The 23,552-nt window shown below is 48.6% G+C and carries 38 protein-coding genes and 3 pseudogenes; 12 read left to right on the top strand and 29 right to left on the bottom strand.

Annotation, left to right across the window (positions count from 1 at the left end; all coding sequences use genetic code 11):
* The first annotated feature begins 82 nt into the window (after positions 1 to 82).
* The 3 genes from ACJHYR_RS21130 to ACJHYR_RS21120 are packed head-to-tail and all read left to right on the top strand — an operon-like array spanning position 83 to position 3,344.
* Entirely contained in the window at positions 83 to 475 is a 393-nt protein-coding gene (locus ACJHYR_RS21130) for a hypothetical protein (RefSeq protein ID WP_021551773.1), read from the top strand.
* Positions 472 to 1,836, top strand: coding sequence for a DNA pacase A subunit (locus tag ACJHYR_RS21125; RefSeq protein ID WP_251121649.1), 1,365 nt, complete (start codon positions 472 to 474; stop codon positions 1,834 to 1,836). The genes ACJHYR_RS21130 and ACJHYR_RS21125 overlap by 4 nt, the downstream gene beginning before the upstream one ends.
* Positions 1,836 to 3,344, top strand: coding sequence for a hypothetical protein (locus ACJHYR_RS21120; protein WP_016262427.1), 1,509 nt, complete (start codon positions 1,836 to 1,838; stop codon positions 3,342 to 3,344). The genes ACJHYR_RS21125 and ACJHYR_RS21120 overlap by 1 nt, the downstream gene beginning before the upstream one ends.
* A 37-nt stretch (positions 3,345 to 3,381) precedes the next feature.
* On the opposite strand, the gene ACJHYR_RS21115 is transcribed toward ACJHYR_RS21120, so the two are convergent.
* Entirely contained in the window at positions 3,382 to 4,419 is a 1,038-nt protein-coding gene (locus tag ACJHYR_RS21115; protein WP_029701835.1) for a hypothetical protein, read from the bottom strand.
* 379 nt (positions 4,420 to 4,798) lie between these two features.
* On the opposite strand from ACJHYR_RS21115, the gene ACJHYR_RS21110 reads away from it, so the two are divergent.
* The 7 genes from ACJHYR_RS21110 (at position 4,799) to ACJHYR_RS21080 (ending at position 9,785) form a co-directional block, all read left to right on the top strand.
* Positions 4,799 to 5,827, top strand: a complete 1,029-nt coding sequence (locus tag ACJHYR_RS21110; protein WP_021551777.1) for a tyrosine-type recombinase/integrase — start codon at positions 4,799 to 4,801, stop codon at positions 5,825 to 5,827.
* Positions 5,828 to 5,899: 72 nt separating this feature from the next.
* Positions 5,900 to 6,244 carry a hypothetical protein gene (locus ACJHYR_RS21105; RefSeq protein WP_016262424.1) on the top strand — a complete coding sequence of 115 codons (345 nt, stop codon included), beginning with the start codon at positions 5,900 to 5,902 and terminating at the stop codon, positions 6,242 to 6,244.
* Positions 6,241 to 6,729 carry a hypothetical protein gene (locus ACJHYR_RS21100; RefSeq protein ID WP_016262423.1) on the top strand — a complete coding sequence of 163 codons (489 nt, stop codon included), beginning with the start codon at positions 6,241 to 6,243 and terminating at the stop codon, positions 6,727 to 6,729. Before ACJHYR_RS21105 ends, ACJHYR_RS21100 begins: the two co-directional genes overlap by 4 nt.
* Positions 6,726 to 7,220, top strand: a complete 495-nt coding sequence (gene dut / locus ACJHYR_RS21095) for a dUTP diphosphatase (protein WP_201511054.1) — start codon at positions 6,726 to 6,728, stop codon at positions 7,218 to 7,220. The genes ACJHYR_RS21100 and dut overlap by 4 nt, the downstream gene beginning before the upstream one ends.
* A 14-nt stretch (positions 7,221 to 7,234) precedes the next feature.
* The gene (locus ACJHYR_RS21090; protein WP_021551780.1) at positions 7,235 to 7,885 is read left to right on the top strand and encodes a DUF2829 domain-containing protein; all 651 of its coding nucleotides are present in this window, start codon (positions 7,235 to 7,237) and stop codon (positions 7,883 to 7,885) included.
* Between the two features lie 6 nt (positions 7,886 to 7,891).
* On the top strand, positions 7,892 to 8,698 hold the full coding sequence (locus ACJHYR_RS21085) for a hypothetical protein (RefSeq protein WP_263899040.1): 807 nt from the start codon (positions 7,892 to 7,894) through the stop codon (positions 8,696 to 8,698).
* Positions 8,685 to 9,785: a hypothetical protein gene (locus ACJHYR_RS21080; RefSeq protein ID WP_263899043.1), complete on the top strand. Its 1,101-nt coding sequence runs from the start codon at positions 8,685 to 8,687 to the stop codon at positions 9,783 to 9,785. Before ACJHYR_RS21085 ends, ACJHYR_RS21080 begins: the two co-directional genes overlap by 14 nt.
* 35 nt (positions 9,786 to 9,820) lie before the next feature.
* Here the strand turns inward: ACJHYR_RS21080 and ACJHYR_RS21075 are convergent, their stop codons facing one another.
* The 5 genes from ACJHYR_RS21075 to ACJHYR_RS21055 all read right to left on the bottom strand — a co-directional run bounded on the left by ACJHYR_RS21075 (position 9,821) and on the right by ACJHYR_RS21055 (position 11,852).
* Positions 9,821 to 10,201, bottom strand: a complete 381-nt coding sequence (locus ACJHYR_RS21075) for a type II toxin-antitoxin system death-on-curing family toxin (protein ID WP_175107129.1) — start codon at positions 10,199 to 10,201, stop codon at positions 9,821 to 9,823.
* Positions 10,201 to 10,422 carry a type II toxin-antitoxin system Phd/YefM family antitoxin gene (locus tag ACJHYR_RS21070; RefSeq protein ID WP_001190712.1) on the bottom strand — a complete coding sequence of 74 codons (222 nt, stop codon included), beginning with the start codon at positions 10,420 to 10,422 and terminating at the stop codon, positions 10,201 to 10,203. Before ACJHYR_RS21070 ends, ACJHYR_RS21075 begins: the two co-directional genes overlap by 1 nt.
* A gap of 108 nt (positions 10,423 to 10,530) precedes the next feature.
* Positions 10,531 to 10,953 carry a hypothetical protein gene (locus ACJHYR_RS21065; RefSeq protein ID WP_016262418.1) on the bottom strand — a complete coding sequence of 141 codons (423 nt, stop codon included), beginning with the start codon at positions 10,951 to 10,953 and terminating at the stop codon, positions 10,531 to 10,533.
* Between the two features lie 134 nt (positions 10,954 to 11,087).
* On the bottom strand, positions 11,088 to 11,477 hold the full coding sequence (locus ACJHYR_RS21060; protein WP_203369776.1) for a S24 family peptidase: 390 nt from the start codon (positions 11,475 to 11,477) through the stop codon (positions 11,088 to 11,090).
* A 123-nt stretch (positions 11,478 to 11,600) separates the two neighbouring features.
* Entirely contained in the window at positions 11,601 to 11,852 is a 252-nt protein-coding gene (locus ACJHYR_RS21055; protein WP_001283837.1) for a DNA polymerase III subunit theta, read from the bottom strand.
* A gap of 92 nt (positions 11,853 to 11,944) precedes the next feature.
* On the opposite strand from ACJHYR_RS21055, the gene ACJHYR_RS21050 reads away from it, so the two are divergent.
* On the top strand, positions 11,945 to 12,223 hold the full coding sequence (locus ACJHYR_RS21050; RefSeq protein WP_410233142.1) for a hypothetical protein: 279 nt from the start codon (positions 11,945 to 11,947) through the stop codon (positions 12,221 to 12,223).
* Positions 12,224 to 12,336: 113 nt separating this feature from the next.
* On the opposite strand, the gene ACJHYR_RS21045 is transcribed toward ACJHYR_RS21050, so the two are convergent.
* From ACJHYR_RS21045 to ACJHYR_RS20935, 23 genes and pseudogenes are all read right to left on the bottom strand, one after another.
* The gene (locus ACJHYR_RS21045) at positions 12,337 to 12,492 is read right to left on the bottom strand and encodes a hypothetical protein (protein ID WP_021551785.1); all 156 of its coding nucleotides are present in this window, start codon (positions 12,490 to 12,492) and stop codon (positions 12,337 to 12,339) included.
* Positions 12,476 to 13,447, bottom strand: a pseudogene (locus ACJHYR_RS21040) (hypothetical protein). The gene ACJHYR_RS21045 and the pseudogene ACJHYR_RS21040 overlap by 17 nt, the downstream one beginning before the upstream one ends.
* Positions 13,430 to 13,558, bottom strand: a pseudogene (locus ACJHYR_RS21035) (hypothetical protein); the annotation flags it as partial. The pseudogenes ACJHYR_RS21040 and ACJHYR_RS21035, both read right to left, overlap by 18 nt.
* Positions 13,555 to 13,764: a hypothetical protein gene (locus ACJHYR_RS21030; RefSeq protein WP_000951706.1), complete on the bottom strand. Its 210-nt coding sequence runs from the start codon at positions 13,762 to 13,764 to the stop codon at positions 13,555 to 13,557. The gene ACJHYR_RS21030 and the pseudogene ACJHYR_RS21035, both read right to left, overlap by 4 nt.
* A 1-nt stretch (position 13,765) precedes the next feature.
* A complete protein-coding gene (locus ACJHYR_RS21025) occupies positions 13,766 to 14,170 on the bottom strand; it encodes a hypothetical protein (protein ID WP_250559667.1) in 405 nt (134 codons plus the stop codon).
* Between the two features lie 118 nt (positions 14,171 to 14,288).
* Positions 14,289 to 14,525 (bottom strand): hypothetical protein, encoded by a 237-nt coding sequence (locus tag ACJHYR_RS21020; RefSeq protein WP_024133813.1) that lies wholly within the window; start codon positions 14,523 to 14,525, stop codon positions 14,289 to 14,291.
* Between the two features lie 3 nt (positions 14,526 to 14,528).
* Positions 14,529 to 14,744 (bottom strand): annotated as a pseudogene (locus ACJHYR_RS21015) (DUF4014 family protein); the annotation flags it as partial.
* Positions 14,745 to 15,096: 352 nt separating this feature from the next.
* Positions 15,097 to 15,774 (bottom strand): ead/Ea22-like family protein, encoded by a 678-nt coding sequence (locus ACJHYR_RS21010; protein WP_151295492.1) that lies wholly within the window; start codon positions 15,772 to 15,774, stop codon positions 15,097 to 15,099.
* Entirely contained in the window at positions 15,761 to 16,027 is a 267-nt protein-coding gene (locus tag ACJHYR_RS21005; protein ID WP_116986855.1) for a hypothetical protein, read from the bottom strand. Before ACJHYR_RS21005 ends, ACJHYR_RS21010 begins: the two co-directional genes overlap by 14 nt.
* The gene (locus tag ACJHYR_RS21000) at positions 16,020 to 16,598 is read right to left on the bottom strand and encodes a hypothetical protein (protein WP_021551791.1); all 579 of its coding nucleotides are present in this window, start codon (positions 16,596 to 16,598) and stop codon (positions 16,020 to 16,022) included. The genes ACJHYR_RS21005 and ACJHYR_RS21000 overlap by 8 nt, the downstream gene beginning before the upstream one ends.
* A gap of 16 nt (positions 16,599 to 16,614) precedes the next feature.
* Positions 16,615 to 17,568, bottom strand: a complete 954-nt coding sequence (locus ACJHYR_RS20995) for a DUF968 domain-containing protein (RefSeq protein ID WP_021551792.1) — start codon at positions 17,566 to 17,568, stop codon at positions 16,615 to 16,617.
* A gap of 146 nt (positions 17,569 to 17,714) precedes the next feature.
* Positions 17,715 to 18,401, bottom strand: coding sequence for a metallophosphoesterase (locus tag ACJHYR_RS20990; protein WP_016262403.1), 687 nt, complete (start codon positions 18,399 to 18,401; stop codon positions 17,715 to 17,717).
* Positions 18,398 to 18,709 carry a hypothetical protein gene (locus ACJHYR_RS20985; RefSeq protein WP_016262402.1) on the bottom strand — a complete coding sequence of 104 codons (312 nt, stop codon included), beginning with the start codon at positions 18,707 to 18,709 and terminating at the stop codon, positions 18,398 to 18,400. Before ACJHYR_RS20985 ends, ACJHYR_RS20990 begins: the two co-directional genes overlap by 4 nt.
* Positions 18,706 to 18,930, bottom strand: a complete 225-nt coding sequence (locus ACJHYR_RS20980) for a hypothetical protein (protein ID WP_016262401.1) — start codon at positions 18,928 to 18,930, stop codon at positions 18,706 to 18,708. The genes ACJHYR_RS20985 and ACJHYR_RS20980 overlap by 4 nt, the downstream gene beginning before the upstream one ends.
* The gene (locus ACJHYR_RS20975; protein ID WP_016262400.1) at positions 18,927 to 19,202 is read right to left on the bottom strand and encodes a DUF4752 family protein; all 276 of its coding nucleotides are present in this window, start codon (positions 19,200 to 19,202) and stop codon (positions 18,927 to 18,929) included. Before ACJHYR_RS20975 ends, ACJHYR_RS20980 begins: the two co-directional genes overlap by 4 nt.
* On the bottom strand, positions 19,199 to 19,909 hold the full coding sequence (locus ACJHYR_RS20970; RefSeq protein WP_114213063.1) for a hypothetical protein: 711 nt from the start codon (positions 19,907 to 19,909) through the stop codon (positions 19,199 to 19,201). The genes ACJHYR_RS20975 and ACJHYR_RS20970 overlap by 4 nt, the downstream gene beginning before the upstream one ends.
* Positions 19,906 to 20,229 carry a ClpX C4-type zinc finger protein gene (locus ACJHYR_RS20965; RefSeq protein WP_021551796.1) on the bottom strand — a complete coding sequence of 108 codons (324 nt, stop codon included), beginning with the start codon at positions 20,227 to 20,229 and terminating at the stop codon, positions 19,906 to 19,908. The genes ACJHYR_RS20970 and ACJHYR_RS20965 overlap by 4 nt, the downstream gene beginning before the upstream one ends.
* A 1-nt stretch (position 20,230) precedes the next feature.
* On the bottom strand, positions 20,231 to 20,923 hold the full coding sequence (locus tag ACJHYR_RS20960) for an ead/Ea22-like family protein (protein ID WP_098716982.1): 693 nt from the start codon (positions 20,921 to 20,923) through the stop codon (positions 20,231 to 20,233).
* Positions 20,920 to 21,153: a hypothetical protein gene (locus tag ACJHYR_RS20955; RefSeq protein ID WP_114213062.1), complete on the bottom strand. Its 234-nt coding sequence runs from the start codon at positions 21,151 to 21,153 to the stop codon at positions 20,920 to 20,922. The genes ACJHYR_RS20960 and ACJHYR_RS20955 overlap by 4 nt, the downstream gene beginning before the upstream one ends.
* Positions 21,150 to 21,653: a hypothetical protein gene (locus tag ACJHYR_RS20950; RefSeq protein WP_114213061.1), complete on the bottom strand. Its 504-nt coding sequence runs from the start codon at positions 21,651 to 21,653 to the stop codon at positions 21,150 to 21,152. The genes ACJHYR_RS20955 and ACJHYR_RS20950 overlap by 4 nt, the downstream gene beginning before the upstream one ends.
* On the bottom strand, positions 21,643 to 21,927 hold the full coding sequence (locus ACJHYR_RS20945) for a DNA-binding protein (RefSeq protein WP_114213064.1): 285 nt from the start codon (positions 21,925 to 21,927) through the stop codon (positions 21,643 to 21,645). The genes ACJHYR_RS20950 and ACJHYR_RS20945 overlap by 11 nt, the downstream gene beginning before the upstream one ends.
* Positions 21,928 to 21,956: 29 nt before the next feature.
* On the bottom strand, positions 21,957 to 22,568 hold the full coding sequence (locus ACJHYR_RS20940) for a DUF4406 domain-containing protein (protein WP_021551799.1): 612 nt from the start codon (positions 22,566 to 22,568) through the stop codon (positions 21,957 to 21,959).
* Positions 22,568 to 22,723, bottom strand: a complete 156-nt coding sequence (locus ACJHYR_RS20935) for a hypothetical protein (RefSeq protein ID WP_157209371.1) — start codon at positions 22,721 to 22,723, stop codon at positions 22,568 to 22,570. The genes ACJHYR_RS20940 and ACJHYR_RS20935 overlap by 1 nt, the downstream gene beginning before the upstream one ends.
* A gap of 116 nt (positions 22,724 to 22,839) precedes the next feature.
* On the opposite strand from ACJHYR_RS20935, the gene ACJHYR_RS20930 reads away from it, so the two are divergent.
* Positions 22,840 to 23,415 (top strand): Ref family recombination enhancement nuclease, encoded by a 576-nt coding sequence (locus ACJHYR_RS20930; protein ID WP_024191207.1) that lies wholly within the window; start codon positions 22,840 to 22,842, stop codon positions 23,413 to 23,415.
* Positions 23,416 to 23,552 lie beyond the last annotated feature (137 nt).

The raw sequence follows: 23,552 nt of genomic DNA, 5'->3' as shown, positions 1-23,552 counted from the left end.
TAATAGATCATGTTTTTGACAGTCTTCTCAGTATTAACAAGCTGATTATCATCCCCTCGGTCTTTTTCTATCCGGGGGATAAATGGAGCAAATCAGTAGCGCCGAAATAGCGGATATCATGATCAGGGCTAACTGCTATCTGACGGTCACCGAAATCACCAGCCGTGCAAAAGCACAATATCCTCACCTTCATGTGTCGCGCGTAAACGTAAATAACATCATACGTTTTTTTGTTCGTTCCAGTCGTGCCATTTGCGAAATAGACGACCGCGTATACCCCCGGAAATATTGGTTACATGGCCTGAATGGATACCAGTTCAAGGTGCGCGGGCGCACTCCTGAATTCGGTCGGCTGTTGGTGAAAAACACCAACCGAAAGATAGAAGCTCAATTACGAAAGGAGCAGCGTCAGTTGGTGGCGATGACTAACCAGCTATGGAACGCCGCTGTGAAAAAACGTGAGGCTTCCCTATGACGTTAATTAACTGGGAAGCGCATCGAGCTAAGTTCCTGGAGTTAAGAGAAGCAACCGGGATCACCATAAAAGAATATTGCGAGCAGCATGACCTCAGCTTTAACACCGCCAGAAAGCATCTCAATATGAAAAAAAATGAGGTTAAGGCGAAAGCTAAGGCTACCGGGAAAAGTACAAAACAGCGCGCAAAAAGCAGCGCCACCGGCTCAAAAAAAGAGCATAAAAAGGCTAATAAAAGCACAGAATTTACAAAAACTGACAAATCGTTGGCTGGTGGACGGTTCCGCGCCATGCCGCAAAAACAAAATGCGGATCACAAAGAAAAGCCAAGTAATAACAACAAGATACACAAGGATGTGAAGGGATCATTTTGTGATGAAATGGGAGAAATGATCCCTAAAAGCAGCGATAAAGCCCAACGAAACAAGGGATCATTGCAAATGATCCCTGATTCATCAGCTCAAAGCACCACTTTGCCTGCCACCAACGTCGCCCGTGAGATGATGAAGAACGGCGCGACTGAACATTTACGACTTGCGATACAGATGGCGCAGGAACGAGCAATTCAGTATCAGGCTATCGTTGACCAGGAAGCGGAGCGACTACAGGAAGAGATTGACGCCCTCGGTGATACACAGCCAGAGGGGATGCACCCAGGGCAGCGTCTTCTCGGACTGATCAGCGATGCGGCCTACTACATGAATGACTTTATCACCAGGCTGGCAGCCATCTATCAGAACGAGCAGAAGCTACGCCAGGGGGATGAAAAACTTGCGCAGGGCGCGCGTCAGCAGGCATTCAGGGAGGCTGAGGCCAGAGAAAAACTGGCGATTGCCCGCCTACAAGCCGAGCAGCGTGGCAAGGAGATTGAGTATCGCATTGGCGCTGACGCACGCGCCGCCAGGGTTATCGCCGCCGCTATACGTATGCGTGAGCGCGAGGAGCTGGATGATATAGGTGTTGCTGAATATATCGAGCGGCAGGGCGTCAGTGTCCCGGCTATCCTGGCGGCACGAGCGGCAAAAGCGATCTCACTTCTGGAGCCTCCGGTTTCTGACGTTAACGATGTTGATGATGAGCAACTGGATAAAGAGGCGAAACAGTTTGCCGAGCAACAAGCTGGACTCCCACAATGGCTTGCACAACGCCGGGCTGAAGTAGCGAAAATCGTTGATAGGCTTGGGATGGGGGATTACGACCGGAACGGAGAACGTAAAGCCGGTGAATTTGAGGCCAATGATGAAGACCTGAATATAGACCCTTCCGCCACGGCTGATATCTACGGTGATTATGACGCGGGGGATACCGGTTTTGATGCTGTAGATGACGAGATTGCGATAGACCAGCCGGAGGATGACTAATGGCTGGTGGTCGTAAGATTAAGTGCGTCACCAGTGATCCACGTTGGCGCGATATGGTTATCAGGTATCGATACAACTTTACCCAGGCGGTTGTCGATATTTTTGGGATGTTCCCCTCCCACCAGCAGCAGCAGATCATTCAGTCAGTGCAGGAGACGGGGAGCAGGACGACCGTTACGTCCGGACACGGAACGGGTAAGTCGTCCCTTACCGCGATGTTGCTACTAATTTTCATGATCCTGTTCCCCGACGCCCGCGTCATTATTGTTGCGAACAAAATAGGCCAGGTAAAAACAGGCGTATTCAAATACGTGAAACAGTTTTGGGCGAATGCTGTTAAGCGTCACGGCTGGTTACAGACCTATTTTGTCCTGTCTGACACCATGTTTTATGAGCGTTCCCGTAAAGGGATATGGGAAGTGCTCTGTAAAGGTTATCGACTCGGTAACGAAGAGGCACTGGCGGGGGAGCACGCTGAGCATTTACTGCTAATCCTTGATGAAGCATCGGGCATATCCGATAAGGCGATTAACGTCATGACGGGGGCGTTAACGCAGAAAGATAACCGTATGCTCATGCTTTCCCAGCCTACGCGTCCAAGCGGTTACTTTTATGAATCTCACCATTCAAGGGCAAAGGCAGAAGGCAATCCGGAAGGTGTCTGGACGGCAATAGTCCTTAACTCTGAAGAATCACCATTCGTTGAACCGAGCTTTATTCGTGAGAAATTGCTGGAGTACGGCGGCAGGGATTCGCTGGAGTACATGGTTAAGGTGCTGGGCCAGTTCCCGCGTGCAATTAACGGGTATTTGCTTGGTCGTGATGAGTGCGACCGCGCCGCACGGCGTAAAGTGTTGCTGGAGAAAGATTGGGGCTGGGTAGCGACCGCTGACGTCGGTAATGGTCGCGACAAATCGGTGCTCAATATATGCAAAGTATCCGGTTATCGTGAGAAACGACGCGTTGTGAACTTTAAGATACTGGAGATGCCAGGCACTATGGACCCGTTGGCTTTTGCCGACTTTATCTATAACGAATGCACTCCTGATAAATACCCGAACATCACCATTGCTGTGGATGCTGATGGCTTTGGTTCAGATACGTGTGCGCAGCTTGTCCGCCGTGGTGCTAATCCCGTTCGCATCCGTTGGGGTAAGCCTATGTTTGCGCTGAGAGACAGAGAACGATTTGTCAATCAGCGTGCTTACGCCAATATTATGGCAGGGGATGCCATTAAATCCGGGCGTATGCGTATCGATAGTGACCCCAAAACCGCAGATCAGGCATCAAAAATCCCGTATATGCTTAACGAAGAAGGGAAGGTAGCGATGATGCGCAAGGAGCACATGCGGCAGAAGTTAAACATCAAGTCACCGGACAGATGGGATACCTACTGCTTCACTATGCTGGTGGATTACGTGCCTGCTAATGAAGACATTGGCGCAGAACTCGCAACATTCCGCGATCAGGTGTTGGCAGAAGTGGATATTCCTGATATTGACATTTAAAAGCCCCGGCGATTCGGGGCTTGTGGGTGGCTTGCGATTACCAGAGTTTTGCCGCGTACATCGTTTGTGTGAATGTGTACCCATAGCGTTCTTCAACGCTTTTACCGTATTTTTTCCTGGCTTCAGTAAGGCGGATGCCTGTCAGGTCATCGCCGGAGGCAATCATAACTTCCAGTAGTTCCAGGTCCATTTTATCCAGCCTTGCCATTGCATCTTTAGCCTCTTGAATTTTCCGGCTAACGATCTGGTGTATGGCTGGATCGGCTTCGGCCAGCATTTTATCTGATTTGTTTTTTAAACTCTGATTGCGGATATCAATGTTTCTCAGGATATATGACTTCACGACGTAGCTTGGCTGCTGCTTTTCCAGATCACGAACCCGATAAAGGTCAAATTCGCCGAGAAGTCCGCACGGAAGCGGTTTAATGCCAGTGTAAATGGTAAGGGTGCGGCGCTCACCAACGTTGTTAACAACGGGAATCTCTGTGTTTGCTTTTTTTGCAAAGATCAGCGCACCGTGCGTACCCACTCTGAAGCGTGAAAGTCCATTGTTGCCCTCAATATTGGTGGTAATCACCACATCGGTATAACCTTCTTTTCTTGCGCGGTATACCTCGCCCTCACGTTCAGCGGCGAAGAATCTGCGTTCTTCTTCAAGCGCACCGACAACCTGTGAAAATATCCTGTTTTTCATGCTTTTCTTTATAGTTTTATCGTATTTTTTCAACAGGTCTTCGCGCGTAAATGTTCTCGTTGTGGTTGCGCTTTGCATAACGATATGCGTACTCTGATTAGTATCCTCAACAATGAATGGGATCGGTAAATAAACCGACTCAACAATGTTTGAGGCTTTGTCATCATCCTTGCGACACAGATCAACAAAGGCTTTCCATTCGGCTATGCATTTTTCAGCTTCTTCTAATACAGCCGGATCATGTGTTAATGCAACATGGCGAAATTCCTCGCCAACATAACTGGTATCATGGAAAACAGAGTTTGCGACCACCAGCTCTTTCCACCGTTCAGCGGTTTGCAGGAACCGTTTGTACTCATTCTCGATCGACTTCTTACTCATTATTCCTACTCGATTTAGTTTTCTAACATAAAAGTCCTGTGACAAATTTATGCCGAATAACAAGGTGAGTAAAGGATAAAACCGCTTTTTTTTGATTGTTCCTATTAGAAAATGTAACCAGGAGCGGCTACCGCATGGCTGACGGATTTGCGAAGTGATCTGGTCGGTGTTTTTTTGGGAAAAAGTCCCGATTTCTAACTTTAAATAATTGGCATTATTTAAAGTTAGGCTATAATCTCCAGTAAACAGGCAGTATTGACAAGGATGAAAAATCATGCCTCGAATCAAAGGCTTGAATTTTGAAAATTAACTTATAACTACCCTGTCAGTTTTCTATTTTTCACGTAGCGTTATCTGTATATAGAGGTTTAATAGTTTCATGGGTGAACTAGTTATCTCCGGCGGTTCTGGTGGTTTTCTGCGCGATATTGGCACCGAATACCAGGAAGCTGCAAAAAACTTTATGCAGTTCATGAACGACCAGGGAGCTTATGCCCCAAATACACTTCGTGATCTCCGTCTGGTGTTTCATTCCTGGGCGCGGTGGTGTAACTCGCGCCAGCGCCCCTGGTTCCCGATTACGCCGGAAATGGCCCGCGAGTATCTTCTCCAGTTGCATGAGGCCGATCTGGCTTCGACCACCATTGATAAGCACTATGCCATGCTTAACATGCTGCTTTCGCAATGTGGCCTCCCGCCGCTGTCGGACGATAAAAGTGTGTCTCTGGCCATGCGGCGCATCCGGCGCGAAGCGGCAACGGAAAAAGGCGAGCGAACAGGCCAGGCTATACCGTTGCGGTGGGATGATCTGAAATTGCTCGACGTGTTGCTGTCCCGTTCCGAGCGGCTGGTGGACCTGCGCAATCGGGCGTTTCTCTTCGTGGCATACAATACCCTGATGCGTATGTCAGAAATCTCGCGCATCCGCGTCGGAGATCTGGACCAAACAGGTGACACTGTAACGCTGCATATTTCACACACGAAGACCATCACGACCGCCGCCGGACTTGATAAGGTGCTTTCTCGTTACACTACCGCCGTACTGAACGACTGGCTGGAGGTGTCCGGACTTCGAGAACATCCGGACGCGGTGCTATTCCCGCCAATACACCGCAGTAATAAGGCCAGAATCACGACAACGCCCCTTACTGCACCTGCAATGGAGAAAATATTCAGCGATGCCTGGGGGTTGCTGAACAAACGAGATGCCACGCCGAACAAGGGAAGATACCGGACGTGGACAGGCCATAGTGCGCGTGTTGGTGCGGCAATTGATATGGCTGAGAAACAGGTGTCAATGGTCGAGATCATGCAGGAAGGCACATGGAAAAAGCCCGAAACACTTATGCGATATTTGCGCCGTAGCGGGGCATCCGTTGGTGCAAATAGTCGCCTGATGGATTCATAAATTAATTTTCTAACAATCTTTTTAGACAGTGCATTTTAATGTAAAGTACCCTCGCCTATTGCGGAGGGTACTTTGCACAATCGTATTACGGAATCAAAACGCTTCACTGTTGACGGTTACACCATAACCTTCACTGCGGGCGTTAAGCGCGACCAGGCGGTCGTGGTGTTCGGTGTTATGACCGGACTTGATGCCGTTCCCGTGTTTACCCTCGAAAAAAACTGGCGAAATCTGGAGGAAGCTGAACGCTACGTCCGGAAAGTAACCGTCATTGCTGCTGAAAAACTCCTGGCCCACTATCAGGAAAATTATCGCGCTATGACCGAGAAAATTAACCATGTTTTCACTCGCCCCACCAGCGGCTTCATTGCTCCTGATGCAAATGCCGGGCGCTATCCGGCAAGGGGGCGCAAATGAAAACTTACTACCCATCCCTGAACTGCTATCCAACCACTAATCCTGAGCTGTCAGGGAAACTTCTGTCCCTCCTGGCTGATAGTCCTGATGAATGGCATAAGCCTGGTGATATCAACACACAGTTCCCTGAGTACGGGTGTATCCGCACCCGAAATGAGCTGAAGAACCTCATTGCTCACGGTTTTGTCCGTCACCGTAGCGGGAAAGGCTATCAGTTGGCTATCCCACAAGGAGAGGCAAGAGAACTCTTTGGCTATCGAGAAAGCCAGACGCAAGCGCGGGTGATCGCAGAAATTATCCGTAATGGCAGCGTCTATGCCCGCAAATTCTGGCTGTCTGGCGGTGGTGATGCATCACAGTTCTTGCGTGCTGTGCGATCGCTGGAGGAACAAGGTGTTATCGAGAATACCTGCGTCTCCGTTCCGACCGCTCCGCATATCAAACGCCGGATTTATACATTTACCCGGAGAGCTAAAAAGCAATGATTAACGTGAAAGTGAAACGCCTTCATCCGGCGGCAAGACTCCCCGTTTACGCCACCGCCGGATCGGCGGCGATGGATTTTATTGCTGTTGAAATAACGCCAGGTATCAATAGCAACGGCGCTATTTCCTCAAGCTGGTGGGTGCATACCGGCCTCGCTATGGCGATCCCTCCTGGCTGGTGTCTGAAACTTTATCCTCGTTCCGGATTGGGCTGCAAAAAGCATACGCGCCTGGCTAACTGCGTAGGAATTATCGACTCCGATTATCGCGGTGAAATCAAAGCAAAACTGATTACAGATCCCGGTGGTGAAGGCGTTTGCCTCAAGCCAGGAATGGCGGTCATGCAAGGCATTTTTGAGCGTGTTGAACCGGTATCGCTGGTAGAAGTTGATGAACTCGATGAAACAGAGCGAGGTGCTGGTGGCTTTGGTAGCACATCGGAAGACCGCATTGAAATCAAGCGTACACCGCTTCAGTACGCAAAGTTTTAAGTAGAGGAAAGGCTATGAATAACATGCCCACGAAAGAGCTTTTTAAGTTCCTTCCCAAATACAAAGCTCACAAAAACGTTAGTGCATCGAAAATCAAAAATGTTGTTATTTTCGGAGTAACTGATGCCCCACTTTGGGGCTGCATCGAACTCGTTGAACCAAAAGGGGCAACAGTTTGTGTTGACGCAATGTTTTTACAAAAACACCGACCAAAAACTGGCGGGTATCTGATCGTTTATGAAAACGGTTATCTGTTCTATGCCCCGGAGAAACCATTTGAGGAATGCTATGGCCTGGTTAACGACGCCTCCAAAAATGGAACCACGGTCATCATTACGGATGACAACGGCGTGATGATTAATCTTACTGGGAGCGTAACTATTTCTGCTGGTGGCATCACCACCCAGCAAGAAGAAATCGACCTTGAAGCAGCCGACTTCTCTGATGCGCTAATGTGGTTGAAGGAAGGCAAGAAAGTTGCCCGACGCGAGTGGAAAGGCGAAAAGCAATTCTGCTGGTTAGTTCTCGCTGGAAGCGTCAATTTACACGGCATTCACGTTCCTTATGGTGACCATTTTGTATTGAAAGATGCACAAAATATGGACAGCGTTTGGTTGCCGTCTGTGGATGATTTACTGGCCTGTGACTGGTTTGTTGTGGAGTGATTTAACGTGGAAAATACCAAAAACATTCAATATCGCCTGCGTAACGGCCTGCTGGTGGATGTAAACGATGATATGTCCCTGCCCTTTGCCACCATTGAGCGAACCATCCTTACATACCTGGGTTTAGACGAAGAGTTAGATAGTGAGAATGGCATTGCTATCTGGCGTGACGGAAAAACGGGAGTCAGACGTTTTATTACGGCAAGAGACATTCAGTGCACACAGGAAGAATTGTTTGAACTGGCGCAGTCTTATGGATGCATCGCGTTAGATCCCCTGTATGACCCAGCCATAGCACAACAACTCATTCGAGAGCTGTCGCTTTCGGTCACGCCAATAATCTTCCGCCAGGGAACCTTAACCGGCACATGGCGTGTAGAACGCATCTCTAAATATCAGCCATATAATATCCATTTGAACGGCACTATTACTGGTGTGGATCAACCAGTAGCAGGTGAAAACAAAGACCTGGAACTTGCAGTAATGATGGCTGCTTGTCGCGTGCTTGGCTTGGGCAAGCAGATGTTTATCCATTTCCCAAACGGCGCGGAAGGCGAAGTAGAGCTGATTTCCTGCGACTTTTCCTTAACCTGGATGCTTGATGAATTCCTGGACAAAACAGTATTCCGTGCTGAAGAACTGGATATGTATGTCACCTCAAGTATTCCTAATGACGTGAAAGTTGAGGCCATCGCTACAGCCAGGGCGAAATGCCGTGCGGCGATTGCAGAACAGGCCAAAGAAGAACAGTCCGATGAAGTCGCGGCAGATGTGGAGGCAGAGGTAGCGGAGGATGCTGATGCTGACGCCTAAAAACATCACCGAATTACCAGAGTGGAGAGAGCTGGTAAGCAAATATAGCCATGACTGGGCATTAGCAGCAGAAGAGTTGATGGGTGTTAAGTTAACCCACCAGCAAAAGCTAATTGTTGAGGCGATTCAACAAAAAGGTTCAGCAGTCAGCGTTACCACACCGCATGGGATAGGGCATAAGTCTGCTCTGGCTATCATTTGTATCCTTTATACGATCCTGATGCCTGAGTCTAAAACGGTCATAGTCGCTCCAGACTTTGAGCGTAATGCAATGGTAACTCTTTCACTCATGAACATGTATTGGGAGAAAGCTAATACAAAAGCGCCATTGCTGGGAGAGTATTTTCAACTCGTTCAAAATGGCCTCAATCATCGTTACCAAAAATCTTGGGGCTGCGAAATTAAACCATATCGCCTAAATTATGAGGAAGATGTAGCCGGGTATTATGGTGAACATCTTCTGATCATTGTTATGGACGCGGCTCTGGTAAGCTATCGGCTATTCGGGATGTTAAGAGCATCTTTAGTTAGTGGCGACTCACGTATACTTTTGACGTCTGCTCCTCCAGAGGAGGAACATGGACACTTTTACGATTCCCATCATGATCGAGCAAAAACTGAAGAAAATCCATGTGGTATTTATACGGCTATTAAGCTGAACGCAGAAGAATCACCTCTTCTCACTCAAGATTATTTCGATGAGTTCGCAAAATCGCATGGTGGTAAAAACGGCGATTACTACCGTCGTATGGTTCTTGGTGAGTTCCCTGGTATTCGGGAGGCTGTTCTTGAATCAGATATGCCGAAAACAATGCGCTTTACGATGCCTGATGGTAGTGAATGGACAATGCCATTACTAGTGATAGCCCGGCATCATGCACAGCACCACGCCAAAAAACATGGCGTTACAACATTAGAGTGGTTGAAATCGCACACCATTCCACTCTTCACTGCAGATCACAATGCTATCGTTGAGTGGGCAAAAACAATTCCGTGGGAGAATGTCGCTGAATACGCCCACATGCTAAAACCGCCGAAAGACAGGCAAGAAATTAGCTGGCTGACAGCAGAAAAAATCATTGAGTGATAGCAGGAAGCCCGCTTGGTTGAGCGGGCTTCTTTTCAAATATTGGAACCATATAGTTCACGTAGTTTTTCCGCTACTGAAGATACGGGGATTTCACCAGTTGCAGCCCCCACCGCAAGTTCCACCAGCACGGGAGAATCATATACCTGTATACCGTTACGGCGTAGAAATAGCAGCGCACTGTTTAGCGCGGTACGCTTATTGGCATCATTGAATATATGCCCTCTCGCTGTAGCCACCAGGTAGGTGGCGGAGACTTCGAAAAGGTCGGTAATCTCTTCGTACACAACTCTGGCCTGGACTCTCCCGATAATGGCCTCTGCCCTGCCCGGATCTGACATGCCAGGCAGGCCGCCGTAGCGGTTTATATTCGCATCATGAAGCGCAATAAGTTCTTCCGGTGATATATGCCTCATTATCGGTTAACCAGTTCCTTGTTGGTGGAGTCCAGAGTGTCAAACAGGGATGCAAATTCGGCATCCAGCGCCGCTTTTTTGTAGGCTTCGAAAGTAGCCTTGCTGACAATTACTGCTGGCTCACGGCCTCTGCGGGTGATTTCAACCTCTTCCCCGGCTTCAACATTGTTGAGCACTTCAGAAAGGTTGCCACGCGCGGTACGGAAGTTAATGGATTGCATAAACACCTCGTGTACTCGTTATGTGTACGCAATTATAGGTTTTAATGATGCTGAATACCACTTCTTGGTGCCTTAAATCCTCGAGATGCAGTCTTGCAATTGCTGGGATTAAGCAGAATAAGTGGTTGGAATTCTGAGCAGTAATCCAATCTTGGCTATGTGCTCATATGGCAGCTCTCCGGTTTTACCATCATGTATCGAGGCTATCAGATTCAATTCTTGCGCCGCTTTACGAATTTCAGTTTCTGATGGAACAAGGCGAAAACCGATGGGTAACATTTTGATATAGAAAGGTAATAGTTCGTACTTCACCCGTAACTGTGCTGCCGCATCTTTCAAATCATGGATGATTTCTTGTTTTAAGTCAGAGCGGGGATTCGATAGCTTTGCTTGGTTAGACAATAACAGATGCGATATTTCCCCCAACTGTTCCTTGAATGAAATGTAAGACTCAACCCCCTTGATGATGAGTCGACCTAGGACAAAAACGCTTACTCCAGTGACAACAGTGACAAAAGCAGACGAACTCATTCGCGTACCTAAAAAGAGAATTATAACCTCATCTTATCTTCAAGTGAGTAACCGCGTCTAATGGGAGGAATCATTTAAATGGCCAGGGCGATATAGGTCCAGTCATGCCTCTCTATGGTTTCTCTGAAAACAAATCATATAGCAGGACTATCATCAAATTCACCGTCCCTGGCGTCATTGATAATGTGGGTGATCACACCAAAAACAGCATTACTGCCCGTGTATCCATCGTCATCCACTGGTAACGCCTCTTTCTTCCCGGTGCTTAAATCCTCCAGGTGCTGGCGCGGATACTTCCTGTATCTCTTTATGCGATATTCACCCTCCATAGCGCAGACAAGCAGCGAACCATCAACCGGAGTAAGCGAGGAATCAACCACCAGCAACGCCCCTTGCAATATGCCTTCGCGGTAGTGGCTGTCAGCCGCCCGCATGAAGTAGGTGGCTGATGGATGCCTGATTAGTTGCTGATCAAGAGAAATTCGGCTTTCAACATAATCCGCCGCAGGAGAAGGGAAGCCCATAGCGTTTTACCTCAATAATACTGTTTATTCATACAGTATACATTGAAAAGGCATAGTTTGTGAAAGCGGGGTTTGTAGGCGCGCCACGCTGGGGGCTAATCACATTTCTCCCCCAGCTTGCCGTTATTTTTTTGGTGCATCCTCGTTCTGATACACCGGATCGCTCCCTTTTGGCAACTGGAGGCTTAACTGCCGGTAGTGCCGTAGCCGTTCCATGAAATAGGCGCGCAGGTTTTCCGGTTGCTCACGGGCCACCTGCTCTGCAATCACAGGTATATTCAGCCGTTCTTTGTAAGCAACGCCGCTGGCGGCAAGGTCTACGTTCACCTTGTCTCGCTCTTCCTGGCTTTTAGCTGCTATATTTCGATCTGACACAAGAAACCTCCAGGAGTTAGTGGATCAGGCACATGCACAATAACGTTCTCAATGTTAGCCGTTCAATTCAGACAATCAGGGACTGCACCAGTGTGGTGGCATCAATCCCATTGCGAAACAGCATAGACGAACTGCAAATTCGTGTATTGAATAATAAGCAATTGCGCTTTATTTTGACGCTGAAAAGTGAAACAGAGGGGATAAAGCACAGCGTAAAAGTGTTTTCTGAGGCCATTCTGCTTAATGGGAAGCTCCGGCATCTGATAAGGCCAGAACGTCAATATCCTGACGTCCTGGCGCGAGAAAAAGACCTTCTTTCTGAAGCTCAGGATAGGGTGATCGATTTCGTCAAATGCTATCCCCTGCATTGAGGGCAGGTGTTCCCTTCCGCAAAGTAGGGAAAACTGCTATCAAGTTCATCACACCATCTGCGATGGTCGTAGCACCAAAACGCCTCCCACGGTGCACGGAAATACTTCATCCATCAGGACACGCGATCAGGTATATCTGCTGGTGGCAGTTCTTCTGGCAATAATTTGCCTGATAATTCCCTTTCCGCCCGCGACAGCATTTTTTTGAGGCTCGCGTTCTCTTTTTCAAGCTCATCTACGCGCACCTGTAATTCAGCTTTCGTTGGCATGGTCCGCCTCATGCTTTTCAGCCACCAGCGGCAATAAAGCCCTGGCCATCTTATGAACCAACAGAGCATCGATAATGCCAAGCGTATGCCCCGGCTTAATGTTTAATGCCGCCTCAAGGTGACACCTTTCCAGGTCACTTTTCTCGGCTTGTTTATGATGATCTGGCGTAATAACGTCGCCCAAAACACGGCTAATTCTTTCTCGTAATTGCTGGGTGCCAGCACACTTGATCGCTGTATCGTGGAGACGGTTAACCAGTTCGCGATAAACATGCGGCTTAATTCGGATACGTTCACCGGTGACGCCCTTTCCTGGTGCTGGCACCGAACTATCCGGAATATCCGGATAGTTGCCAGCCAGTCTGCGCAAAACAGCCTTAACACCCTCAATACGGTCATCATCGCAATTTTCCAGCGTATCTATGCGGTCGTGCATGATGATTGCGTTATCAATATCAGGATTGCCGGTCCACTCATTACCGCGATTGGATTAGGCAGCCTGGTTGCCGCGTACTGGTTGATTCTCGGCTTTACCCTGTCTGTCGTCGCTGCATGAATTCCCTTCCAGCCAGACCAGTGCTTGTCGCATGAAATACGCAATATGCTTGCCGTGGTAATCGTCTTCATCGATGTGAAAAGCGATACTGCGGATATATTCAATTGCGTTTTCAATGGCCTCCGGCGTTATCGGTGCTGACATATTTTTATTTTGGAGTGCCAAGACGCGGCTGGCATCCTCTACGCCTTTAACTGCATCTGCGCAGTAGTTATAGCGATTGCATTCCACTAACTTCTGCTTGAGATTTTCAATTGCTTGTGCGACATCAGCCTGCAATTCCGGAACTGGCGGAGTGGCATATAACGGCACCCACTTTGGTGCTTTATCCCCGACCGAACGCTGATACCAGTCACCCGGTTTGTATTCATAAAAATCACCAACTGGCTCTGCTTCCAGAGATGCCAGCGCAATTTCATAAGCACGGCGCTCAATATTGTCTCGCACGTCCAGGCTGCCGATTCGCTCTTTGATTTCTTTAATCAGTTCTTTGTCGGTTAAAGTGGTCATTTGTTAATCCTCAAAACTTTATGCCCGGGCGCAAAAGCACGAGTTTTGTCTTTGCTTATTCGCCAGCCATCCTTGCGCGCCTCTTTTGCACAGCCAGCCCATGACGTACCGATATACTCACCGAAGTCTGGCGACTTATATTTGCCATCTGTACACTGGAGGCAATCACAATAGAGATGCATGGTGTAACTTGCGGCAATAGCCATATCAGTCTCCTTTGATGCCAGTGTTTACAACCTGGCAGGCCTCTTTGAGCACCCAGTCAATCGCGTCTTTCCATGCTCCGGTTTCGACTGGCGGATTTTCACGCTTAACTTGTTCATAGAAACGCACGGCTTTAACCAGTCCTTCTGATGTCACCGGGACTGGCGGGGCAGTGAATAAGGCCTGAATCTCATAGCTCGGCCTGTCGTTGCAATCCTCTGTTGTCGGTACATATTTCCAGTCACCAACCCACGGCTCCCCCTGAGAGTCCGTAACGCCTTTTTTCACGTAGCGATATCGCCACGCTACAGGCTCCGCTTCCAGCGATGCCAGCACGATACGCGCCAGCTCACGCACAACTTCCGGCGGCGCGTAACGGTCATTCAGGTCATCCCACAGACGTAGCATGTTATCGCTACCAGGGTGAACATCCTCGTTAGTTCCGGCAAGCGCACTAATAACCTCATCGGCAGCTTCAATAATTTTCTTGGCCTGTTCTCTGGTAATACTGGTCATAATTTATGCTTTAGTTGTAGCCAATCGGATTAACAGCAACAAGAACGCCGTCGGCGAATAAGTCTTTAATGAGGTGTTCGCTCGGCTTGCCTTTTTCGTACTCTTCAATAAGGTAAGTGTCGCCATTTTCATTGATATAAACAGGAAGGATGGAGCCGTTGATAAAGTATGTTCCGTTATTGTCGAGGATTTTTGCCTCGGCGATTTGTTTTTTGGTAAAACTCTCTTCTTTTGTCAAAGTTGCCATATCAGTTTCCTTGTATGGGTTAATTTTATTGTGTAGTGCCCCGAATGGTTTACACACTATATCGATATACAGGTCAACTAACGGTTCAAATGCTTTCCCCACTAGAACAGTCACTAATATTGAGGATATTGGTATCAGCAACACGAAAAACAGAATGATAAACAGCAATTCTATTGCTCTACTCTTTCGCGGATAGTTTTTCCTGAATAGTGTAGGCACCTCACTCTCCTTTAGTGCGCAAGTGGTTTTTCCAGCGGTTTTGCGCCGCGCTTCTGCTCCGCCAGACACCGTAAAAACGAATAGAGGAACACCCCCTAAAACCCAGATATCTATAGTAAATAACAAGCCGATTTGAGATACGGATACGCTGCCCGGGCTTTGCTATCAGCATCTTTGCCTTACGGTTTTTCATCGCACTGCGTACCCCTTCTCTCGTCTGTTCCGCGACGCGGTGGGTTTATAGTTAAATGCGAATACCACCCTACCAAACATGCCGATCACCGCCCGTTTGTGATTGCTGATTGGTAGCTTCTCGTACCCCGTCGAACGCGATAAAAGAAGTAATTTTGCTTTACGGTTTTTCATCGTTTTGTTCTCCTGCGTCTCCTTTGATGCGAATGCCAAGGGCGCGTGGCACATTAACTTCCACGATGCGCACTGTTGGTTTGTACATCTCAATCGCTGTCAGCCAGTCAGCTCCTGTCATGCGCTTTTCCGCATCGCCATTAGTCCACTGAACCGGTACACCAATAGCCTGCATCGCGATTTCTATTTCCCCGGCGATGGCGCTTTTTCCGCAACCAGTAAAACCAGAAACAACGACAAGAACTTCACCTTTGGCTGGTTTTATTTCCCGTGCTTCCAGTTCTGCAATGCGCTTACTCCCATCCGAGATAACACCTTCGTAATATTCACGCTGTTCGTTGAGTTTTGATTTTGCCGACTCCAGTTGTTTTGTTAGTTCCGCAATACGGCAAACATCGTTGATACGCGTTTCCTCTAATGCGTTGATCTCATCCAGTAGTGCCAGCGCAACTTTTGGTGGGATAGCCGCGATATAACGGGCATTAGCACCAGCATTCCTTTGCCCATCAATGCCAGGCCAGTCAATAAAGTATCCGCAATGCCTACCCTCAGACGTGCGCGCAGGATAAATGCCGTTATGACCCGGCAAAATATATGCTACCCATTCATCTTGCGTTGCCTGTTCCGCCGCCTCGCGCAGTTCTTGATAGTTAATTTTGCTCACTGGTTGCCTCCGCTTCCCACGTTTTCAGACTTTCACCACAGAACGGGCAAAATGAAACTCGAATAGGCGATTTAGAAAATTCACCAGACCGCAGCATGATCAGGTCTTGTGAATTAATTAATGCATGGTTATAAATTTTGTATTTCAGAAGCCCTTTTCGCGTCGTGTATTCAGCGTCATACTCCAGCGATTGTGCCAAAGCCGCGCACGGTTCTATCTTGTTGCCATTAATTTGGCATTTTGACTCACTCACTGGTTGCCCCCTGAATACGCTTAAACTCGATTACCCATACCCACGGGTTAGATAGCCAGTTATCCTGCCCGTAAATACTGCGCCAGATATCACCAAAACCAACGCGATAAACAGCTTCAGGTGGCGTAATCTTGTACGTCGCCGGAGTTGCGCCTTCTGCTTTAGCATCTGCCTCGCTCATGTCATGCAGCCGTTCCACACGCACGTCGGTAATTTCCAGAAGAATGCGCGATGCCCAGCGCGGCATGTGAATTGATGGCGTCCACTTTTCTGATACTGGTTTATTACAAACATCGACCGGAACCCGGTGCGTTTGTTCTGTCCAGGAGTTACGCACGCTTGCGCGATAAACCAGCGTTGCGACGTCCGTCGCTTTGCCATGTACCCGGTAGGTTTCGCGAACCCAAATACGATCGCCCGGTTGACCATATGGACAATGCTTGGCAAGCAACTCTGCGGCAACTGCTCGTCCATAGAATTTTTCTTCAACAATCCTGCGAGTCTGTGTTTTATTCCCGCCAAGAATTGCCCGGACCATCTCATCGTTAAAAATCATCCCGCGTTCTTTCATTTTTTGATCCACTCCATCAGTTATTGAACGTGATCACTCCGCGCTCGATGGCGAAGTCGAAAAGCTGGTTGGCGGCTACGTAAAGGCGTATGCCATGTGCTTTTTCCCATGCCCGGACATCGTTTTCTGCGCTTCTGGCGCATTCATCGCAAAGAGGAACGGCCCAGCGATCGTGTTCGTTTAACGAGCGGGCGCGGTACATGAACGGGTGATTAACTTTGCCTCCGCATCCGATGCACGGACGAGAAATCACAAACCGGAGATAAGCCGGGCTTTTACCGAGAACCGCTTTTGGTCGGCGCATATACAGCAGGCCGGAATCCTCATCTACAGACAGGTTGACGATCTGCTCTGCGGTTATGTCCACCAGCTCACGGGTGCTGTGCTCCCAGGTGATATCCGATTCTTTCAGTGTGCCGGTAGGGATTTCCTGTTTTGGCTGACAAAATGCAATGCGACCGGCTTCATCTGGCAGCTCGTCTTTCAGATTCCGGCGAATGGCCCAAAAAGTGAGTTCAACCATGCTCAGATCGCGTTCTGGCGGTAGTTTTAACTCGCTCGCAGCCCAGTTCATAACCCAGTTGGCACGATTCAGGGATAACTGGTCATCCAGCTTGCCGTACCCCTTCATCATGTATTCCGCATCATGCTTCCAGCACAGGCGAACGGCAGAGCCGTTATAGAAATGAGTGGTTAGCTGGTGGCTGCAATCGCGCTTATCGTGCGCCTGGCAATCGTGGATATTGGAACTTACCCAATGAACAAGCGAATCTTCACCGCCTAATGCGTTAAATACGCGCTCGCTTTGAAAAAATGCTTTCAGAGACTGGTTGGCAACCAGCGAATAGTTCAGATCCACTACGCCATCTGGCGTGTTTTCAGCCTGTTCGCGCGGAAGTGGAGAGATAATGAAACGGCGACCTGCGCCAATGTAGTTGCTGGTGGGCTTGTCTACCGGAAAGACAGCCACACCAGCTCCGTTTACGAAATGAGGTGTGATTATTGCACTCATAATGTATACCGACTCTGTTTTGTTCCGAGCGGTAAAATAATATGTTAGAAAATTAAAATCAATATTCTAACACGGTTTTGAGTGCATAAACGATGTGTTCAGGATTACGGCTGGCCTCCCTTCACCTGCTTTAGCGTCAGATTTCCGCAAAAAACCGCGCCAGTGTCTATGTAGTGCTGGTTCCAGAAAGATTTCGGGCTGTTTACTGGCGTATGCCCGAAAATAAAGCTATCTGCACCAGTGATCATTCCACCAACACCATCAACCGCGTCATAAAATCGCTCACGCCGCCAGGTAACATTGAGATCGCTAACAGGTTTACCAAACTGGTATTCGTTATCAGGATAGTCGGCATGGGCTATAACGATAGTTTCATGCCCGGTGTTCAACTCAATGATATAGGGTAAACGTCTTACCAGCTCCACCAGCGCCCTGGCTAATATTTCCCGATCAGCGTCCAGCATGAAGAACCATTGGCCGCCATTCATTAGCCAGTTATTCACGTTGCCTGCGGGGCTTAACGCATCGATCATTAATCGCTCGTGGTTTCCCATAACCGACCGAAACCAGGGCATCTGCAATAGCTCCAGGCATTCAACATTTTCGGTGCCGCGATCGATAAGGTCGCCAACCGATATCAGTAAATCCTGTGTCGGGTCAAAGTCCACACGATGAAGTTCAGACATCAATCTGGTGTAGCAACCATGCAGATCACCAACAACCCATATGTTTCTGTAGCCTGAACCATCAATACGGCTATATAAATTCACTTCATGCAGCGCCTGGGTCATGCGGCAACCTTCTCCCGCAGCCAGATACAAACCGGGCCATCTTCAGTGTCATGAATAGAGCCAACAAACCATCCTTCGCCCTCTGGTCGCTCTGGTTCCCAGGCGGCAATATCGGGACCATCTGCGTCCAGATTAAAATGATCTTCATCCATACTGCGAATAGTCCACTGAAGATTATTTTCCTTCATCCAGGCGTCAAATTCCTCAGTGGATATATATTCACGACCTGCGCAAAACTTTTCATATTCCGGATGTGTCCAGCAGCCATATTCATCACGTTCTACCGGCATTTCTTTAATGATGCTCACTCTTCATCCTCCAAGTCGGCAACGGCCTCCATCACATCAGAACCGCGAATAACCTCAAAAGCACGGCAGGCCATTTCAAACACCTGTTGTTCTTGCGGATGCGGTGACTCCCAATACTTAAAACCAGGTCGATGCTCGTAACCCAACATGGAATAAAAATCGCCAGCAAGTTCAATCGCGGCATCAACAAGTTCGCGATTTGTCATCGTCTGTTCTGTCATTTTGTTTTCTCCTGTCTGAACATCACTATCATCAGGTCGCCTTTTGTCGCTATCCTGGCTGTTGTACCTGGTTCAATGCGGCTAAGCTCAAATGCGTCATAGAACGCTTCTAATGCCTTCTGGCGTAGTTCCTGTTTGCGCCGTTTTTTCCACTGTTTCAGGAAAATGGAACCCAGCCATCGCCATGTACGGGACATGATGTAAAGCCAACCGAGAAGTGCCAGACCGGTATTTAGGAGCGTATCGATCGTTATTGTCGTGTCGATATTCACTGGCTGCCTCCTTTGCGAAGCTGTTCAGCAATACTTACGCATATCTCTGCGCCTCTAATCAGCCCCGGAACGTTCTTGTTTGGCCCAACTTCACCATCGACAAAATCAATCATCGCGTTACGAGCCATATCCACGCCCTGCGCACGTACTTCAGCCAGGAAAGCATCGGTGGCTGGGGTGTCAACACGGATACTGTCGCGCAAGATGAAAAATGCATTGAGCATTCCAGTCTCTGGCACTTCATCCTGATGCTTCTCATACGCATCAAGAGCCTTCATCATCTCAGCTCCGAATGGTTGAGGGTGCACAGACTTCAGCTCCGCATTCTCCGCCGCCAGCACCGCGCGTTCGCTCTCCAGTTCTGTAATGCGCCGTCTTGCAGCATCCAGTTCAATCGACAATTTTCCCAACTGCTCTTTATGCTTCTTGTATTCCTGATATGCGTGCCAAGACTGACCTTTGCGCACACTATCCGTGATATCAGTAATCTGTTCTGGTGTTAGCGTGGTCAGTGGCTGTGCTGGGAAAATCAGCACTTTCCCGGCATCCCAATCAAAACCCACCTGAATTGACTGAACCTCAACTGATGGTGTTGAACCGATGCGACCAGGCGAATGAACAACGATCGTTACATCCATATCGCGACGATGGCTGTGGTTGTTGGACAAAATACTATTCACCAACTCCGAGAATTTGGAAAATTTCATGCTGATTCCCTTTGCTCTTCCTGGATAATGTTGTTGCAATCTTTCACGCACTCGTTGCAGATGAAAACGTTGTCCCCGGCAATTAACTTTTTAACGGTGTGCTGGGATTTGTTGCAGAAGCTGCAATAAAGCGTTGGACTGGCTGATACGGATGGTGCGCCAGATGTCAGCCGCGCGATGTCGTTCTTGCGACGCAATATCACACGGCTGCACTCGACCAGCATCTCCGGGGATATATCCTCCTCCGTGGCGAGCGCCTCCAGACGTTCGAGCAAGCGAAATACTTTTTCCTGGGTGATTGCAGAATGCGATGTGGTCATCTCACTCTCCTTTGATGCGAATGCCAGCGGCACGGGAATCATTCCATCGCTTTACTTCTTCACGAATTACGTCAATGCATTCTTTCGAATCCATTAGGTAATCTTCATCAAAAAGCCTTTCCTGTTCGTTTTCTATCGCAACAATGATTGCTTCAACTAACTTTTGTGCCTGAGAACCACTTTCTAACTCTGCAATGCGCTTCTCTGCAGCTTCCAGCTTCTCGCGCATATCGTCAACGTACTCGACCAGAGATCCGCCAGCAGGAATTTCGCACTCCTCGACCAGTTGGAAGTAGATATCAGCTGCGGCCCGTGTGTTGCTATGCCTAGCGTCGCCCATCTCACCTTCACGAAGAGCATCGCGTTCGGCGGTAAGATTGGCTATTTTGCTGTCTTTGCCTTCCAGCTCAACGCGAAGCCTCCCTACCGTTAGCGCAATTTCCTCGTTCTCCTGGTCACGGCGTTTGATGTATTGCTGGTTTCTTTCCCGTTCATCCAGCAGTGCCAGCACGGTTTCTGGTCCGGTCAGAAATTTGAAGGCGTTGAGCGCATCAATATCCACACCGTAATCTTTAAGTTCCTGTTCACTTATCAGATCATCATCAACTGGCAACATTAACAGGCGTTCCATTGCCGGAATTGCACGTTCTGCCGCCTCACGCAGCGCCAGTGTGTCGATGTCGATGTTGCTCATTGTGCCTCCTCGATTTCGTCCCTTTCCACCCAGGCATTCTCTCCATCAGCATCGATTTCACCTTTGTGACCGCATTTGGAACAAACGGCCTCATCACCCGCCCACAAAGAATCTTTGGTTACCGACCATCCTGTTACCCTGGCTTTGCCGTGCTGGCACCTAGGGCAATCATCAAGCCATTCGACTTCGACCGTTGAAGGACCAAATCCATGTTCAGTTCGGATGCTCATGACTGAACTCCTTTGCGAATCTGTTCCGCCCATTCTTCAAGGGATTTCTCCGCATATTCACCGGACAGGCCATCAATCGGATGCGGTTCATTAGCCAACTCTTCTTTCGCTGACAAAATCATGCGTGTAACGTCGAAAACTTCACGCAAAGACTTATTGATAAATCCGTGATTGAACGCAGCAGCAAGACGGCTTGCGGTGTAGTTAATCCCCTCGTTGCGTGCCTCCGCACGTATTTCAGCCAGGAAAGCGTCGGTGGCTGACATATTTCCTGTTGCCTTCATGGCCTTCAAAATAACCAGAACGCCATCTTGCCCAACCAACTCGGAGATAATCTCAGTGTTGTCGCCAACAACCTCACAGAATGCCTGAACAGCTTTACGAGCAAGTGCATTCTCCGCCGCCAGCGCCGCGCGCTCTTTCTCAAGTCGGGAAATTTCCGTTACATACTCAGCGTTACGCTCTGCCAGTTGTGCGGGCGTTAAACCTTCAGACTTCATGCACTCTCCTTTCGAAATAAACGTACTGATTAATCATGCCCTGGGGCATTTCGAGTTTTTCTGCGATCTCACGGCGGGGAACGCCACACTGATGAAGCTGCCGCGCCAGCTCTATATCGCTCTGCCGGTATTTGGCTGACTGGTGAAAGTCACCTTTCAGAATCATGCTGATCCGCAATTGCCGCGCTTTAGTCCTGACAGCACCACCGGTACGCCCGATCAGTCTCCCAATACCCTCGACTGTCATAGTCCCGGCGCACTGGCGGAGTATCATGATTTCTGCCCTTCCCCATCCCCGCCAGCTCACGCAGAACTCCTTCTAACCAAAAGAACGCCATCTTCAGAAACAACGTTGCAGGACTTCAGGTAATTCATTGCCTCTTTCGGTAATGGATTCTTTGGATCGGCGCTTGCCAGGGATTTCGATAACCTCATGATAAATTTGATCATTACCTTCTGACGGAGCTTGTGCTCATGGGATGCAGACAGGTAATAGGAAATGGTATGGGCTAAACGCTCACGAAGCTGTTCTGTGCCGTGATATACAGCAGCGATATCACGCAGTGCATTGACCAGTTCCCGGTAAATATGCGGAGCAACCTGGCATTCAATGTTGGTTGGTGACTCATAAATTACATTCAGCCCCAGCTTTTGAGCCAGCTCGTGCTCTGCACGAGCGCCAACTGATTCCTCCCACCCCTTGAGCAAATAGACCGCATTAGCCGAACGCACCATTGCAAGGCAAATATCCATGTATTCGCTCTGGCAGAGGCCAGCAGGTAACAGCGCCGGATTCAGAACAATATGCCCTACCTCCATCAGCTCTTTTGCTTTCGAAAAAAACGCTGTGCGGTTGTAGTCGGGATAACCAGTCATCGGACCCGCGATGTAAATTTTCATAATGCGTTTTGACATCAAAGTTTCCCCAGGAACGTTACGCAAAAGTTAATGAGAGCAAAGAGTTCAATGCCCAGCTCAAACAACGCCAGGACAGTGAAAAACAGGGCATATAGCAACCCAATTTCTGTACCGGATTGCTGGTGGATTGCACTTATTGCGACAAGCATCATGACCTCCTGATATAGCGTCTGAAAAAAGTATCTTCATTTTGTGTTAGAAAATCAATTTTGATTTTCTAACACTTTTGATCAACCATAGCGGCGATGTAGACAAACCGGGTATTTCTATGAAGCAAAGCTATTGGGAGAAACAGACACAAAAAGCCCTGCAAAAACTGGCTGATCCGAAATGGCGGGAGGAACAAAGGGCAAAGCGTCTTCAGCAAGCTCAACGCCAGCAGCAGCGTGCGCGAGAAAAAGCCGCATCGCCTGAATATCGGCAAAAGAAAATTGAAAAAGCGAAGCAATATGAACAGCGAAGAAAAGAGAAGGCCGCTTCTGCTCCTGTCAAAAAAACTCGCGCGTCACGCGGCCTGAAAGGCAGAACACTCACAGCAGATGAGCGCCGGATACAAACTGCCATCGGTGCTCTCCCCTGCATTGCCTGCCATATGCACGGACAGCATAGCCCTGTGGTATCCCTGCACCACATCTTCGGGAGAACAGCAGAAAACGCGCATAAATACGTCCTCCCTTTGTGTAAATGGCACCATCAACACGCAGCGCCAGCAGAGATCCGCGAGCAATACCCCTGGTTGGTTCCTGTTCATGCTGATGGAAAAATAGGCGGCAAAGCAGATTTCAGGCGGCACAATGCTGATGAAATGACGTTGTATCAGATGGTGACTGAATTAATAAATTAATTTTCTAACATTTTAAGTTGAATTGTGAAATTCGCCGTTGTACATTCACAACCGATTGGTACACCGGTCAACTTTTTGAGACAAACCGTTTGGTTTTTCGTATGATTGCCGCCGCCATACCAATGGCGGTGCAATAT

It is taken from the genome of Escherichia sp. WS1450 (assembly GCF_046487395.1).
Classification (GTDB): domain Bacteria; phylum Pseudomonadota; class Gammaproteobacteria; order Enterobacterales; family Enterobacteriaceae; genus Escherichia; species Escherichia coli.
Note: the sequence above shows the minus strand (reverse complement) of the source record. Positions and strands in the feature narration are given on the sequence as shown.